This window comes from Streptomyces sp. NPDC050422 (assembly GCF_044458665.1).
Taxonomy (GTDB): Bacteria; Actinomycetota; Actinomycetes; order Streptomycetales; family Streptomycetaceae; genus Streptomyces.
Map to the genome: position 1 here is coordinate 230,660 of NZ_JBITIE010000007.1, position 13,344 is coordinate 244,003.

The 13,344-nt window shown below is 71.9% G+C and carries 14 protein-coding genes and 2 pseudogenes; 6 read left to right on the plus strand and 10 right to left on the minus strand.

All coding sequences use genetic code 11. The features are described from left to right. Window positions 1–122: 122 nt before the first annotated feature. Genes iolD through ACIBJG_RS12775 form a run of 6 tightly spaced genes read right to left on the minus strand, consistent with a single transcriptional unit; the run spans window position 123 to window position 6,533 of the window. Window positions 123–1,979, minus strand: coding sequence for a 3D-(3,5/4)-trihydroxycyclohexane-1,2-dione acylhydrolase (decyclizing) (gene iolD, locus ACIBJG_RS12750; RefSeq protein ID WP_399307494.1), 1,857 nt, complete (start codon window positions 1,977–1,979; stop codon window positions 123–125). Then, window positions 1,976–2,806, minus strand: coding sequence for a 5-deoxy-glucuronate isomerase (iolB, locus tag ACIBJG_RS12755; protein WP_399307495.1), 831 nt, complete (start codon window positions 2,804–2,806; stop codon window positions 1,976–1,978). The genes iolD and iolB overlap by 4 nt, the downstream gene beginning before the upstream one ends. Window positions 2,807–2,817: 11 nt before the next feature. Beyond that, a complete protein-coding gene (locus tag ACIBJG_RS12760; protein ID WP_399307496.1) occupies window positions 2,818–3,693 on the minus strand; it encodes a deoxyribose-phosphate aldolase in 876 nt (291 codons plus the stop codon). Beyond that, on the minus strand, window positions 3,686–4,630 hold the full coding sequence (gene iolC, locus ACIBJG_RS12765) for a 5-dehydro-2-deoxygluconokinase (protein ID WP_399307643.1): 945 nt from the start codon (window positions 4,628–4,630) through the stop codon (window positions 3,686–3,688). The genes ACIBJG_RS12760 and iolC overlap by 8 nt, the downstream gene beginning before the upstream one ends. A 47-nt stretch (window positions 4,631–4,677) precedes the next feature. Then, window positions 4,678–5,535: a TIM barrel protein gene (locus ACIBJG_RS12770; protein ID WP_399307644.1), complete on the minus strand. Its 858-nt coding sequence runs from the start codon at window positions 5,533–5,535 to the stop codon at window positions 4,678–4,680. Beyond that, entirely contained in the window at window positions 5,535–6,533 is a 999-nt protein-coding gene (locus ACIBJG_RS12775) for a Gfo/Idh/MocA family oxidoreductase (RefSeq protein ID WP_399307497.1), read from the minus strand. Before ACIBJG_RS12775 ends, ACIBJG_RS12770 begins: the two co-directional genes overlap by 1 nt. Before the next feature lie 161 nt (window positions 6,534–6,694). Here ACIBJG_RS12775 and ACIBJG_RS12780 point away from each other — a divergent pair, with 161 nt between their 5' ends. After that, a complete protein-coding gene (locus ACIBJG_RS12780) occupies window positions 6,695–7,438 on the plus strand; it encodes a GntR family transcriptional regulator (protein WP_399307498.1) in 744 nt (247 codons plus the stop codon). Next, the gene (locus ACIBJG_RS12785) at window positions 7,435–7,827 is read left to right on the plus strand and encodes an HAD family hydrolase (RefSeq protein WP_399307645.1); all 393 of its coding nucleotides are present in this window, start codon (window positions 7,435–7,437) and stop codon (window positions 7,825–7,827) included. The genes ACIBJG_RS12780 and ACIBJG_RS12785 overlap by 4 nt, the downstream gene beginning before the upstream one ends. 36 nt (window positions 7,828–7,863) lie before the next feature. On the opposite strand, the gene ACIBJG_RS12790 is transcribed toward ACIBJG_RS12785, so the two are convergent. Both ACIBJG_RS12790 and ACIBJG_RS12795 read right to left on the minus strand, forming a co-directional pair. After that, window positions 7,864–8,490 (minus strand): SRPBCC family protein, encoded by a 627-nt coding sequence (locus tag ACIBJG_RS12790; RefSeq protein WP_399307499.1) that lies wholly within the window; start codon window positions 8,488–8,490, stop codon window positions 7,864–7,866. Between the two features lie 50 nt (window positions 8,491–8,540). Then, window positions 8,541–9,152, minus strand: a complete 612-nt coding sequence (locus ACIBJG_RS12795) for a TetR/AcrR family transcriptional regulator (RefSeq protein WP_399307500.1) — start codon at window positions 9,150–9,152, stop codon at window positions 8,541–8,543. Window positions 9,153–9,287: 135 nt separating this feature from the next. Here ACIBJG_RS12795 and ACIBJG_RS12800 point away from each other — a divergent pair, with 135 nt between their 5' ends. Then, window positions 9,288–9,551, plus strand: coding sequence for a type II toxin-antitoxin system Phd/YefM family antitoxin (locus ACIBJG_RS12800; protein WP_399307501.1), 264 nt, complete (start codon window positions 9,288–9,290; stop codon window positions 9,549–9,551). 178 nt (window positions 9,552–9,729) lie between these two features. Here ACIBJG_RS12800 and ACIBJG_RS12805 read toward each other — a convergent pair. Next, a pseudogene (locus ACIBJG_RS12805) lies at window positions 9,730–9,831 on the minus strand (maleylpyruvate isomerase); the annotation flags it as partial. 4 nt (window positions 9,832–9,835) lie between these two features. Between ACIBJG_RS12805 and ACIBJG_RS12810 the strand changes: the two are divergent. Together ACIBJG_RS12810 and ACIBJG_RS12815 are read left to right on the plus strand one after the other, a co-directional pair. Then, window positions 9,836–10,468: pseudogene (locus ACIBJG_RS12810) on the plus strand (sensor histidine kinase); the annotation flags it as partial. 47 nt (window positions 10,469–10,515) lie between these two features. Continuing rightward, on the plus strand, window positions 10,516–10,971 hold the full coding sequence (locus ACIBJG_RS12815) for a VOC family protein (RefSeq protein ID WP_399307502.1): 456 nt from the start codon (window positions 10,516–10,518) through the stop codon (window positions 10,969–10,971). A gap of 85 nt (window positions 10,972–11,056) precedes the next feature. Here the strand turns inward: ACIBJG_RS12815 and ACIBJG_RS12820 are convergent, their stop codons facing one another. After that, window positions 11,057–11,977 carry a LysR family transcriptional regulator gene (locus tag ACIBJG_RS12820; RefSeq protein WP_399307503.1) on the minus strand — a complete coding sequence of 307 codons (921 nt, stop codon included), beginning with the start codon at window positions 11,975–11,977 and terminating at the stop codon, window positions 11,057–11,059. A gap of 196 nt (window positions 11,978–12,173) precedes the next feature. Here ACIBJG_RS12820 and ACIBJG_RS12825 point away from each other — a divergent pair, with 196 nt between their 5' ends. Further along, the gene (locus tag ACIBJG_RS12825) at window positions 12,174–13,337 is read left to right on the plus strand and encodes an alpha/beta hydrolase (protein WP_399307504.1); all 1,164 of its coding nucleotides are present in this window, start codon (window positions 12,174–12,176) and stop codon (window positions 13,335–13,337) included. Window positions 13,338–13,344 lie beyond the last annotated feature (7 nt).

Here is a 13,344-nt window from a genome sequence, read left to right on the forward strand (position 1 = left end):
GTACGTCTGCTGAGCGAGGTTGCTGCGGGCGCTGTAGCCGGGTGCCCGCCGGCCGGACTCCGGTACGTCTGCTGAGCGTCGGCGGGCCGGGCACCGGGCAACCGGCCCGTCGACGCGGCTCCTCAGAGGTACGGCCGCTGGTCCGACTTGGCCTTCACGTACGCCTCCCGGGCCGTCCTGGTCTCCGGCGCGTCGGAGACCTCCGCGACCGGCACGTCCCACCAGGCTCCGGAGGAGGGCGAGGGGGCCAGCGGGTCCGTTTCGATGTGGATCACCGTGCACCGGTCGGCGGCCCTGGCCTTCGCGAGGGCGCCCCGGAGTTCGGCGATGCCGGTGACGCGCAGGACGTCCGCGCCCAGGCTCGCCGCGTTGGCCGCCAGGTCGACGGGCAGCCGGTCGCCCTCCAGCGCTCCGCTGTCCGCGTCGCGGTAGCGGTACCAGGTGCCGAAGCGCGGGGCCCCCACCGTTTCGGAGAGCGCGCCGATCGACGCGAAGCCGTGGTTCTGGACCAGGACCACGATGAGCTTGACCCCTTCGGCCACGGCCGTCACCAGTTCCTGCGCCATCATCAGGTAGGAGCCGTCGCCCACCATGACGAAGACCTCGCGCTCGGGGGCGGCGAGCTTCACGCCGAGCCCGCCGGCGATCTCGTAACCCATGCAGGAGTACCCGTATTCGACGTGGTACTGCTTCGGGTCCGCAGCCCGCCAGAGCTTATGCAGGTCGCCCGGGAGCGATCCGGCCGCGCAGACCACCACACCGTCCTCGCCGGCCGCCTCGTTGACCGCTCCGACCACCTCCGACTGGGCCGGCTTCGGGGTGTGGCCCAGGTGGTACGCGGCGTCCACGGCCGCGTCCCAGTCGCGGGCCAGGGCGGTGGTCCGGGCGCGGTGCTCCGCGGGGACCTGCCAGTCGGACAGTGCGGCGGTCAGCGCCTCCAGGGCGGTGCGGGCGTCGGCGACCATCGCCAGGCCGGCGTGCTTCACCGCGTCGAGCCGGGCCACGTTGATGTTGAGGAACCGGACTCCGGGGCCGGCGAACTGGGTGTGCGAGGCGGTCGTGAAGTCGCTGTAGCGGGTGCCGATGCCGATCACCAGGTCGGCCTCCCGGGCCAGCGCGTCGGCCGCCGTCGTGCCGGTGTGCCCGATGGCGCCCGCCGCACACGGGTGGCCGTGCCGGAGCGCGCCCTTGCCCGCCTGCGTCTCGGCGACCGGGATTCCGGTGGCGCGGGCGAAGGCGTCCAGCGCCGCGGTGGCGCCCGCGTAGACGACCCCGCCGCCGGCCACCACGAGGGGGCGGCGGGCGGCCCGGATCATGCGGACGGCGTCGGCCAGCACCTGGGGCTGCGGGGCCGGCCGGTCGATGCGCCAGACCCGGTGGGCCAGGAACTCCTCCGGCCAGTCGTACGCCTCCGCCTGCACGTCCTGGGGCAGCGCGAGCGTCACCGCGCCGGTGTCCACCGGGTCGGTGAGCGTGCGTACGGCCGCCAGCGCGGCGCCGATCAGCTGCTCGGGGCGGCTGATCCGGTCGAAGTACCGGGAGACGGGGCGGAAGGCGTCGTTGACCGTCATGTCGCCCGCCCACGGCATCTCCAGCTGCTGGAGCACCGGTTCGGCGACGCGCGTGGCGAAGGTGTCCCCGGGCAGGAGCAGCACGGGCAGCCGGTTGATGGTGGCCCCCGCGGCGGCGGTGATCATGTTGGTGGCCCCGGGCCCGACCGAGGCGGTGCAGGCGAACGTCGAGAGGCGGTCGGACATCCGGGCGTACGCGGCAGCGGTGTGCACCATCGCCTGTTCGTTGCGTGCCTGGTAGTACGTCAGGTCGCGGTTCTCCCACAGCGCCTGCCCCAGGCCCGCGACGTTGCCGTGGCCGAAGATGCCGAAGCAGCCGGCGAACAGGCGCCGGCTCTCCCCGTCCCGTTCGGTGTGCTGGGCGACCAGGAAGCGCACCAGTGCCTGGGCGACGGTCAGCCGGATCATGCCGTTCCTTCCGCGGAGGGTGTGGCCGGAGTGGAGCTCCAGGTTTCGCGGACCCAGGCGTGTGCCGGGTCGTCGGTGATCCGCCAGGCGCGCTCGTCGTGCGGGCCGGCCATCACGTTGAGGTAGTACATCGGGTAGCCGGGCAGCGCGGCCGACGGGCCGTGCCAGCCGTACGGGACCAGCACGACGTCACCGGTGCGGACTTCGGCCGTCTCGCCGGCGGGGCCGGGCGGGCTGCCGCCGAGCCGGTGCTGGCCGAAGCCGCCGCGGCCGATCTCGAAGTAGTAGACCTCCTCCAGCTCCGACTCGGTCGCGGTGTGCTCGTCGTGCTTGTGCGGCGGGTAGCTGGACCAGTTCCCGTCCGGGGTGAGGACCTCCACCACGATCAGCCGGTCGCACGCGAAGCCGTCGGCGCTGGCCAGGTTGTTGACCTGCCGGCGGCACGAACCCGTACCGCGCGTCTCGACCGGCACGTCCTTCGCCGGGCCGTGGCGGAACGGCAGGTCGCGCCGTGCGGTGCCGCTCGCCACCGCGAAGCGGCCGCCCCCGGGGCTGCTGATGACGGCGTCGCTGCGCCGGGGGACGTACGCGAAGTCGCTCACGCCCTCGAAGACACCGGGGCGGCCCGCCAGTTCGAACTCCTCGGCTCCGCAGCGCACCGAGCAGGCCCCGGACAGGGGCAGCACGATCACCTCGCGTTCCTGCGTACCGAAGGACTGCGCGCCGCCGGGGTCGAGTTCCAGCACTCTGAGTCCGGTGTGCCGCATGCCGGTGTCCACGGACCAGGGGCCGTGTGCGGTGCTGCCCGCGGGCTGGTGGCCGTCCATGGCGTCTCCTCTCACAGCAGGCCGACGGCGGTGTCCACCGCGGCGGCCACGTCGTCGTCGGGCGGGTAGAGCAGCGAGCGGCCTGCGACCAGGCCGCGCACGGTGGGGAGCCGGAGCGCCTTCTCCCACGAGGCGTACGTCTCGTCCGGGGTGCCCGGAGGGTCGCCGCCCAGCAGCAGCGCGGGCAGTGTCGACGCCTCCATCACCGCCTCCATGTTCTCGACCACCGGAACCTTCAGCCAGGTGTAGGCGGAGGTGCGGCCGAGTCCCTGGGCGATGGCCAGCGCGCGCGTCATCGCCTCGGGCCGCAGGTCGTTGGCCGCTCGCCCGTCGGGCCCGCGCCGGACCCAGAAGGGCTCGACCAGGGCCGTCAGCCTGCGGTCCGCGAGGGAGGAGACGGCGTCCGCGCAGCCGACCAGGGTGGTGGCGGTGGCGGGGTCGGTCGGGTCGATGCGCAGGAGCATCTTCCCGGCGTTGAAGCCCATCTCCTCGATCGAGGCGGCGTCGTAGGCGGTGAAGCGGTCGTCCATCTCGAAGACGGTCTCGGGCACGCCGCCGCGGTTCATCGAGCCGATGACGACCTTGTCCTCCAGGGCGCCGAGCAGCAGCAGGTCCTCCAGTACGTCGGGGGTGCCGAGCACGCCGTCCACGCCCGGGCGTTCCAGGGCGGTCAGCAGACGGTCGAGGAGTCCGGCGCGGTTCGCCATCGCGTCGGGCCTGCCGCGTACGGCGAGGGCGCCGCGGGCCGGATGGTCGGCGGCCACCAGCATCAGCCGGCCGGACGGCTGGATCATCGGGCGACGGCTGCGCCGCTGGGCCGCCTCCAGGATCGCCTCGGGCCGCCGGGCCCGGGTCTCCATCAGCGTCTGGAGTGCTCCGTCACGCATGCGGTGCCGCTTCGGGGGTGTGGGCGTGGTCCATCATGTCCTCCACCTGGGGGGTAGTCGGCATGTCGGGAGCGCAGAAGAGCCGCCCCGCGACGTAGGCGCCTGCGGCGTTGGCGAAGCGAAGGGTCCGCGTCAGTGGCCAGCCCGCGAGCAGGCCGTGGCAGAGGGCGCCGCCGAAGGCGTCGCCCGCTCCGAGGCCGTTGACGACGCGGACGGGGTGGGGTGCGACGACGACCCGCTCGGTGGCGGTGCGTGCCAGCACCCCCGCGGGTCCTTGTTTGACCACGGCCAGGTCGATGCCGGTGGCGAGCAGGGCGTCCGCCGCGGCGTCCGGGTCCCGTACGCCGACGGCCGCCTCGCACTCGTCGAGGTTGCCGACGGCCACGGTCGCCCCGGCGAGGGCGGCCCGCAGGGCGGGTCCGGCTGCCTGCGGGGAGGGCCAGAGGCCGGGCCGGTAGTCGAGGTCGAGGACGGTGATCCCCGACCGGTCGCGGGCGGTCAGGGCGGCGAGGTGGGCGGCGGCGCTGGGTTCGGCGGACAGTCCGGTGCCGGTGACCCAGAGCAGTCCGGCCGTGCGCACCTCGTCCAGGTCCAGTTCCTCGGGGTGGATCCGGAGGTCCGGGGTGCCGGGCGGGCGGTAGAACCAGATGGGGAAGTCGTCGGGCGGGAACACCTCGCAGAAGGTGACCGGGGTCGGGGGCCCCGCGACGGCGTGGACCCGGGCGGCGTCGACTCCGTAACGGCCGAGCTCGGCCCGGAGGTAGTCGCCGAAGGGGTCCTGCCCGGTGCGGCTGATCAGGGCGGTACGGCGGCCGTGCCGGGCTGCGGCGACGGCGACGTTGGCCGCGCTGCCGCCCAGCTGCTTGCCGAAGGTATCGACGTCGGCGAGGCCCACCCCCTGCTGGAGCGGGTAGAGGTCCACGCCGAGCCGCCCCATGACGAGCACCTCGGGTGCGTACCGGTCCGGGTCCGGTTCCGGGGCTGTCACGACGTCACCTTGCGCAGATGGGCGAGGGATGCCACGACGTCGGCCGACGGGCCTTCGCCCAGCGCGGGTTCGGCGTCGAGGACGGTGTCCTGTTCGAGTACGTACCACCCGTCGTAGCCGGCCCCGTCCAGGGCGGTGGTGATCGCGGAGATGTCCACGTCACCGCGGCCGAGCGGCTGGTAGAGGCCGGTCCGGACGGCTTCCGTGTACGTGACGTCCCCGGCCCGGACGCGGGCGGCGAGCGCGGCGTCGACGTCCTTGAGGTGGACGTGCGCGATGCGGTCGGCGGCCCGGCGGGCCAGGGCGACGGGGTCGTTGCCACCGGCCAGCAGATGGCCGGTGTCCAGGCAGAGGGGGACGGAGCTGCCGGTGAGGACGCGGTCGACCTCGTCCGGGCCCTCGACCATCGTGCCGATGTGCGGATGGAGGGTGGCGGTGATGCCCTCGGCGCCGGCGTGGGCGGCGATCCGGTCGAGGTTGGCCAGCAGGGTGTCCCATTCCCGTGCGGAGAGTTCGGGGCGGGCGTCGTAGCCGTCGGACCCGGTGGCGGCGGCCAGGACCAGCGTCCGCGCCGACCCGAACCCGGCCAGGGCGCGCCGGACTTCGGGCAGCGGGTCGCGGCCGGGGTCGTGGAGGACGACGGGGACGAATCCGCCGACGGCGGCCAGGCCGTGTCCGGCGAGCAGTTCCGCGCGGGCGTCGGGGTCCTGCGGCAGGAAGCCGTCGGGCCCGAACTCGGTGGCGGCGAGACCGGCGGCGGCCATCTCGTCGAGGACCCGCTCGGGGGCCATCTGGTGTCCCCAGCCGGGGACTTCGCACACGCCCCAGGAGATGGGGGCTCCGGCTACGCGGATCATCGGCCCGCCTCCTCTACTCGTACGGGACGGCCGGTGCGGCACGACAGGTCGGCGGCCTCGGCGACCAGCAGGGCGGCCAGCGCGTCGTCCCCCGTGCAGGGGCTGGGGCGGGTGCCCGCGGCGACTTCGGTGAAGGCGGTCAGCTCGGCGACGTACGCGTCGCGGAAGCGGCTGAGGAATCCGTCGTGGGAGACGGTCGCGGGCTGCGGTCCGCCGGCGGTGAAGCGGAGGGGGGCGTGGGGGTCGAGGCCGGTGGCCAGGGTACCGGCGGAGCCGGCCACCTCCATCCGTACGTCGTAACCGGCGCCGTTGTAACGGGTGGCGGTGCACGTCACCAGCGTGTCGTCGTCCAGGGTGAGGACGGTGACGGCGGTGTCGACGTCACCGGCGGCGGTGAAGTAGGGCTCGCCCCGGTTGGAGCCGGTGGCGCTGACCTCGACGACCTCGCGGCCGGTGACCCAGCGCACGATGTCGAAGTCGTGCACGGCGCAGTCGCGGAAGATGCCGCCCGACGCGGGCAGGTATCCGGCCGGTGGCGGCGCGGGGTCGGCGGTGCAGGCCCGGATGGTGTGGAGCCAGCCCAGTTCACCGGCGGCGACGGCGTCACGCAGCGCGGTGTAACCGGCGTCGAAGCGGCGCTGGAAGCCGACCTGGAGCGGCACGCCGGTGGAGTCGAGCTCGGCCAGCAGGGCACGGGTGTCGGCGAGGGTGCCGGCGATCGGCTTCTCGCAGAAGACCGGCACTCCGGCGGCGGCTGCGGCCCGTACGAGGTCCGCGTGGGCGGCGGTGGGAGCGGCGATCACGACGGCGTCCGGGCCGGAGGCCAGCAGTCCGTCGAGGTCGGCGGCGTGCTCGGCCCCGAGTTTGGCGGCCAGGTCGTGTGCCTGGCGTTCAAGGGCGTCGTGGAGGACGACCCGCGTCACGGCGGGCAGTCCGATCAGGGTCTCGGCGTGGAACGTGCCGATGCGGCCGGTACCGATGAGTCCGATGCGCATGCGCAAATGCCTCCGGATCGAGGAGGAGTGGATGCCTGTCCCTGATTTGTATCCTCGGCACTCACAACGAGTCAAGCATTTGTTCTGACATATATACGTACAGAGCTTGAGTCGAAGTGTGCGGCATACTGAGGGCCTGGTTCTACGTATCGAGGAGTCCCATGGAATCGATCACCAGGCTGATAAGCATCGACCGCAGCAGTCCCGTACCGCTGTACTTCCAGGTCGCGCAGCAGCTCCAACAGCTCATCGAGTCCGGCACGTTGGCGCCCGGCACCCGGCTGGAGAACGAGATCGCCCTGGCGGACAAGTTCGGGCTCTCCCGTCCGACGATGCGTCAGGCCATGCAGCACCTCGTCGACAAGGGGCTCCTCGCACGCAAACGCGGCGTGGGTACCCAGGTCGTCAACAACCGGGTACGCAGGCAGGTCGAGCTGACCAGTCTCTTCGAGGACCTCAAGCGGGACGACCGCCGGCCCCGCACCGAGGTGCTGTCCATGGCGACCGTGCCCGCCGCGGGCGCCGTCGCGGCCGCGCTCGCGCTCGAACCGGGCACGCCCACCGTGGCACTGCGCCGGCTGCGTTACGCGAACGACGAGCCGATAGCCGTCATGCAGAACCACCTTCCGGCGGACCTGCTGACCCTGACCGAGGACGAGCTCACCCAGTACGGGCTCTACGAACTGCTCAAGCGGGCCGGCATCGCCCTGCGCACCGCCCGTCAGAACATCGGGGCGCGCAGGGCCACCGCGGCGGAGGCCCGCCTGCTGGACGAGGGCCGCAGCGGCACGCTGCTCACCATGGAGCGCACGGTCCTGGGCGACGCGGAACGCCCGGTGGAGTTCGGCTCCCACCTCTACCGGGCGTCGCGGTACTCCTTCGAGATGACGCTCACCGCGCACTGAACGGCCCGGCGGGCAGCCCGCCCACCAAGGTGATGCTGATCTCCGACGGCCGGAACCCCGCTCCCCTCGCCGATCTGGTGACCCACCACTGCCCGGACGCCCTGCTCGTCCAGTCGGAGGACACGTACCTGGAGGTCCTGCCCCCCGGTGCCGGCAAGGAGTCCGCGCTACGGGAGTTGGCCGCCCGCTACGGCATGGACATCACCCGGATCGCCGCCATCGGGGACAACCCTAACGACACCGGCATGGTCCGCCTCGCAGGACTCGGCGCGGCGGTCGGCGACGGTCACCCGCAGGTCCTGAAGGCCGCGGACATCGTGGTCGCGCCCTGTTCCGAGGGAGCGGTGGCCGACCTGGTGGGCCGCATCCTGGACGGGCCGCTGCCGTGACCGACGCGCCCCGGCCTTCGAGGCGGCCGGGGCGCGTCACTCACGCTCCACCGCCTCGACCCGCCGGGCCAGGGCCTCGTTCATCGCACGGAACTGCGGGAGCGTGTCGGCCCTCAGCTGCCCTGCCACGAACGGCACGGCGACCCCGGTGAAGGACTCGCTCTGCGTGAGGCGGACCCGACCGCCCTCGATCTCCTCGATCACGAACCGGTGCTCCCCGTCCGCGATCCAGCCGGGCCCCATCTTCCCGATCCACCGCAGCTCCCGGCCCGGCTCCAGGGTCAGGACTTCCGGGGTGAAGACGGTGTCCCCGGTCCTGTCGTGCATCACGTTGCGCAGGGTCGCGCCCTCTTCGAGGCGGCCGCCCTGCGAGGTCACCTCCGTCGAGGTCATGAACGGGTTCCACTGCGGATAGGCGGCGAGGTCGGTCAGCACCTGCCAGACCTCGTCGGGCGACGCCTCGATCTCGATGGAGGCGGTCAGCCGGACGGGGTGGGTGTTGCTCCACGCCGTGTACCCGCCGAGCAGGGCGACGAGCGCCGCTCCAGCTCCGAGGAGTACGCGACGCCTGCGGCGCCGGGCGGGAACGGCGGCCGGAGCCTGAGCCGGATCCCGGGGTGCCTCGGCCGGCGTGGACGGTGTGGACGGTAAGGCGGCGGTCATCGTCGTACTTCCTCTCGTCAGGGGTTACGCGGTCCGGGGCCCGGCCCGCCTCAGGCGGCGGCACCCCGCAGCACACTGGTCACCAGCCGGTCGACGTACGCGGGGCCGAGGGGGCGGCCGGTGATGAGCAGCCGGTAGTACAGGGCCCCGGCCAACTGGTCGAAGAGCACCTCGGGCTCGGCGTCCTCACGCAACTCCCCCGCATCCCGGGCCTGTTCGATGAGCCGGAGCACCAGGGCGTTGCGCCGGACGAACATGGCCTGCACGGCGGAGCCAATGTCCGCGTGCCGCGCGGCGGCGGCGGCGACCTCCGCGACGAGCCCGGCGGACGCGTCACCCGACGCGGCGGGGCGCCCGGCGAGCCGCATACGTTCGAGGCCGTCGACGATCGCGTTGAGGTAGCGCGTGAGATCGGCGCGCACGTCGCCCCGGTACTCGACGGGGACCTCATCCTGCATCCGCGCCACGACGGCGACGACGAGGTGGTCCTTGGTGGGCCATCGCCGGTACAGCGTGGTCTTGGCGACCCCGGCCTTCACCGCCACTTCGTCGACCGAGAAGGCGTCGTAGCCGCGTGCGAGCAGCAACTCCAGGGCCGCGCCGATGAGGCGGGCATCCGCCGCCTCACTGCGCGGCCGACCGCGCCGGACTACCGGTTCCACGGGCCCACCCCTTATCGCTACAACCGTTTCGTAAAACGAAGGTAGCGCCGGCCGGGGCATTACGCAACGGCTGTAGCGAAAATTGCTCCTGGGTAGCCACGGCCCGGAACGGTGATCAAGTGCACACTTCATTGCATGAGTGACACACTGCCGATCGCAGAGGCCCGCGCACACTTCGACTCCCTTGTCCTCAGGGCCTCGAGCGCGCGGGAGCGCATCACCCTCACCGACCACGGCCGGCCCGCTGCCGTACTGATCAACCCGCAGGAACTCGCTGAACTCGAAGACGCACTGGCCCTCGCCCAGTACCAGGCACGGCAGGCACCCGGCACCGTCGAAACGGTTCCCCATGACCAGGTCCGCGCGCGACTCGGCCTGGCGCGGCGTCGCCGTACCTGATCAAGCCCAAGTCTCCGTGATCGTGATGCACGTCGGTCGCGTCGGCTGACCGTCGCCGCGCGGTCGCGCGAAATCCAAAGTTGAGAGCGAAGTGGACAGATCAGGCGCCCACATACGAGACGCTCCGGCCCCGAACTACACCCACATCGCTCTCAACTCGGTCTACAGACGATGCCCGTCAGCCGAGGCGGAGCGGCAAGCGCGCGGCCAGGCCGCCGAGTCGGGCCGTTTCCGCCGCGGTCGGGGCCCGTCGCCCGGTGCCGATGAGCACGGCGTCCCGGTGATCTCGCACGCTGCTGGACGTCGCCCGCAAGGACCCCACGCGGGACCGGGGCGAACTCATCGACCGTCTGCACGCGGTGAATACGCGGGCGATCGACCTCACCGAGGCGCTCCTACTGCTCAGCCGCGGCGACCGCTCCACCTTCACGAGGGAAAGCGTCGACCTCTCCCTCCTCGCCGAGGAGGCCGCCGAAACGCTGCACCCCCTCGCCGAACGGCGCCGGATCACATTCGCCGTCCCCGGCGGACCGGCCCTGACCAGGAGCTCCGCGGAGCTCCTGCTGCGGATGGTGACGAATCTCGTCCAGAACGCGGTCGTCCACAACCGCCCCACGGACGGCATGGTGACGGTCCACACCGAGGCGCACGGCGACACGAGCGTGCTGCGGGTCGAGAACACGGGCCGCCGGCTTCCCCCGGAACTCGTACCGCCCCTGACCGAACCCCAGCGCGGTACGGAACGCGTACGCACCCACGAACACGCGGGCGTCGGGCTCGGACTGGCCATCGTGCACAGCATCGTCCGCGCCCACGCCGGAACCCTCGACCTCATCGCCCGCCCCACAGGCGGTCTCCTCGTGACGGTCCGGCTTCCGGGCACGGGGCCTCGGACAGCACCGAGGACGCACGAGTAGCCGCTGCGAGTGGACCGTCTGTCAGACCTGCCTGGGATGCTCCGAGCATGGAAATGACAGTGCAGCTGACGATCGACTGCTCCGATCCGCAGAGAATGGTGACTTTCTGGGCCGAGGCCCTGGGCTACGTCCCTGAGCCTCCTCCGGCCGGGCACACCACGTGGCGTGCCTACTGGGCGGAAATGGGGGTGCCCGAGGCGGAGTTGCCACCCGGCGCCGGGGATATTCCGGAGTCGATCATCGATCCCGCGGAACACGGACCGCGGGTGTGGTTCCAGCAGGTTCCGGAGCCGAAGGCCGCCAAGAACCGGTGGCACTTCGACCTGAAGGTCGGTGGCGGCCGCGATGTCCCGCTGGACGTCCGCACACAGCGGGTCAAGGCAACGGTGGAACGGCTGGTCAAAGCCGGTGCCACCGTGCTGCGGATCAAGGACGAGCCGGACATGGGGCTCTTCGCCGCCGCCATGCAGGACCCCGAGGGCAACGAATTCGACGTCGTCTAAGGGCTGTTGCGGCGGCGCCCGCCACAGTTCGCCCGCAACAGCCGCCCTGTCCGGGCCCGGGGCAACTCGTATGCGCCCCGGGCCCTCAGGAGTGCGCGGCCCCCTCAGTAGTGCACTGCGGCCCCGCCGGCCCGTCCACGTCGGCCGCTGCCCGGGCGAAGCCGCGGACGAGTGGGGACTCGCTCGCGGTGCGCCATGCGAAGGCCCAGCGGCAGGGTGGAGCGTCCCGGATCGGGACGAAGGCCAGGCTCGGCCAGGTGTAGAACTCGGCCACCTCGGCCGTCACCCCGGCGGTGGCCTGGCCCGACGAGACGACGCTGAGGGCCTCCTGCCAGGTGGAGACCTTCGGGCCGCGGCGGACGGGACGGCCGGCAGGGGTGTACCGGGGATTGAAGACCTCCTCCATGCAGACGGGGATCGACCCGCCTTCGACCACGGCGCAGTCGCCGAGATCCTCCAGGCAGATGGATTCACGCGTCGCGAAGGGGTGGTCCGCGGAGGTCATCAGCAGCACCTCGGAGGCAAACGATGTCGGGCTGATGCTCAGGTCCGGCTCGCCGACCGGAAGCCACAGGTGTGCCACGTCCACGTCGCCCGATTTCAGCAGGTCCAGCGGAGAGGCGGGCTGTATTTCGCGGTGCTGGATACAGGCGTTCGGGTGGCGGGCCAGGAACAGCTCCAGCGTGTCCTTGATCTGCAGGGAGTACGGGCCGAGCGTGCCGAGGGCCAGCGTGCCCGAAGCACCCTGAGCGGTGGCCCGGGCCGTCGCGACCCCTTGCATGATCTGCTGGTATCCGCCCCTGAGCGCTCTGTACAGCTCCTCGCCGAGGGGAGACAGGTGCACGGTACGGGTGGTGCGGTAGAAGAGGGGCCCGCCGATGCGGCGCTCCTGCTTCCTGATCGACTGGCTGATACGGGCGGGGCTGATGCTCAGCCGCTCGGCCGTACGGCTGAAGTGCAACTCCTCCGCCAGCGTCAGGAAGATCTCGATCTCCCGCATCTCCATGCGTGCGCCCCGGATTCTGTATCTCAGAGTTAAAAGACGTTATCAGGACCGTAGTTGATGCAAAACGTGGGCGGCGGGAAGATGTGGGCGCACCCGCGCGGGAACGCGCTGCGGGCGGCGGGACACGGGCCGAGCGGCGCGCGTTCGAATCGACGTGACGGGGGAAGTCGGCGTGGCGGTACCGATGGGGTACGTGGTGACGATATCGATCCTCGCCTGGTGCACGTTCTTCTCCGTGGTCGCACCCCGCCGACCCCAACCACTCGCGAAGCTGAGCTTCTTGTTCGGCATGGTCCTCAACGAGGTGCCGTTCCTCGGCATCCTCGTCGCGATCGCCTCCACGGCCCTGGCCGCCGCCCAGGACGATCTGGGTTCGACGGTCGCCAAGGCGACGGTCGCAGTGGCCGCGGTCGTCACCGCGGGCCTGGCCGTGTCGGCGTGGGGTGGGCTGCGCACGGACCAGGCCGTCACGCGGGCTCTCGACGAGGGGCTGGGCACCGGCTGGCGGGATCGTGTGCATGTGCCGCTGCGCCGCCATCGGCCGTGGCTCCGCATAGTGCTGCTGGTGGGCTTCATGCGGCGGCGTGGTGTGAAGCGGATCCCGAACATCAGCTACGGGGACGCGGGACGCCGGAATCTCCTCGACGTCTACCGCCACCGCGACACACCGCCGGACGCGCCGGTCCTCGTCTACTTCCACGGCGGCCACTACACCAGCGGTGCGAAGAACCGCGAAGCGCGCCCCCTGCTGTACCAGCTCGCCTCCCAGGGCTGGATGTGCATCAGCGCCAACTACCGGCTCCGCCCCCAGACCACCTTCCCCGGCCATCAGATCGACGCCAAGAAGGTCATCGCCTGGGTCCGTGAGCACGGCTCCGAGTACGGCGGTGACCCGTCGAAGCTGTTCGTCGCGGGCAGCTCCGCCGGGTCCAACATCGCGGGACTGTGTGCGCTCACGCCGAACGACCCGACGTTCCAGCCCGGATTCGAGTCGGTCGACACCTCGGTCACCGCGGCGATCTGTTTCTACGGCTTCTACGGCCACTACTTCGGCACCGCGCCGGATGAGCCGCCGCCCCCGCCGCAGCCGCAGGGATACATCCACGCCGGCGCACCCCCGTTCCTCATCGCCCACGGCACCAAGGACGCGCTGGGGACCGTCGAGGGCGCCCGGGACTTCGCCGCTCAACTGCGCCGAACCTCGGACAACGCGGTGGTGTACGCCGAACTGCCGGGTGGTCAGCACTCGTTCGACATCTACCACTCCGCCCGCTCCGAGGCGGTCGTGGACGGCGTCGAGGCCTTCACAGCGTGGGTACTGGGCGCACCGCAGCGCACACCGGACTCGGCCGGCCGGTGAACCGGTA

Coding starts and splice junctions, on each gene's coding strand:
- iolD (WP_399307494.1), bottom strand. CDS start 1,979: ATGATCCGGCTGACCGTCGCCCAGGCACTGGTGCGCTTCCTGGTCGCC.
- iolB (WP_399307495.1), bottom strand. CDS start 2,806: ATGGACGGCCACCAGCCCGCGGGCAGCACCGCACACGGCCCCTGGTCC.
- ACIBJG_RS12820 (WP_399307503.1), bottom strand. CDS start 11,977: ATGGAGATGCGGGAGATCGAGATCTTCCTGACGCTGGCGGAGGAGTTG.
- ACIBJG_RS12760 (WP_399307496.1), bottom strand. CDS start 3,693: ATGCGTGACGGAGCACTCCAGACGCTGATGGAGACCCGGGCCCGGCGG.
- ACIBJG_RS12780 (WP_399307498.1), top strand. CDS start 6,695: ATGGAATCGATCACCAGGCTGATAAGCATCGACCGCAGCAGTCCCGTA.
- ACIBJG_RS12775 (WP_399307497.1), bottom strand. CDS start 6,533: ATGCGCATCGGACTCATCGGTACCGGCCGCATCGGCACGTTCCACGCC.
- ACIBJG_RS12790 (WP_399307499.1), bottom strand. CDS start 8,490: ATGACCGCCGCCTTACCGTCCACACCGTCCACGCCGGCCGAGGCACCC.
- iolC (WP_399307643.1), bottom strand. CDS start 4,630: ATGGGGCGGCTCGGCGTGGACCTCTACCCGCTCCAGCAGGGGGTGGGC.
- ACIBJG_RS12800 (WP_399307501.1), top strand. CDS start 9,288: ATGAGTGACACACTGCCGATCGCAGAGGCCCGCGCACACTTCGACTCC.
- ACIBJG_RS12815 (WP_399307502.1), top strand. CDS start 10,516: ATGGAAATGACAGTGCAGCTGACGATCGACTGCTCCGATCCGCAGAGA.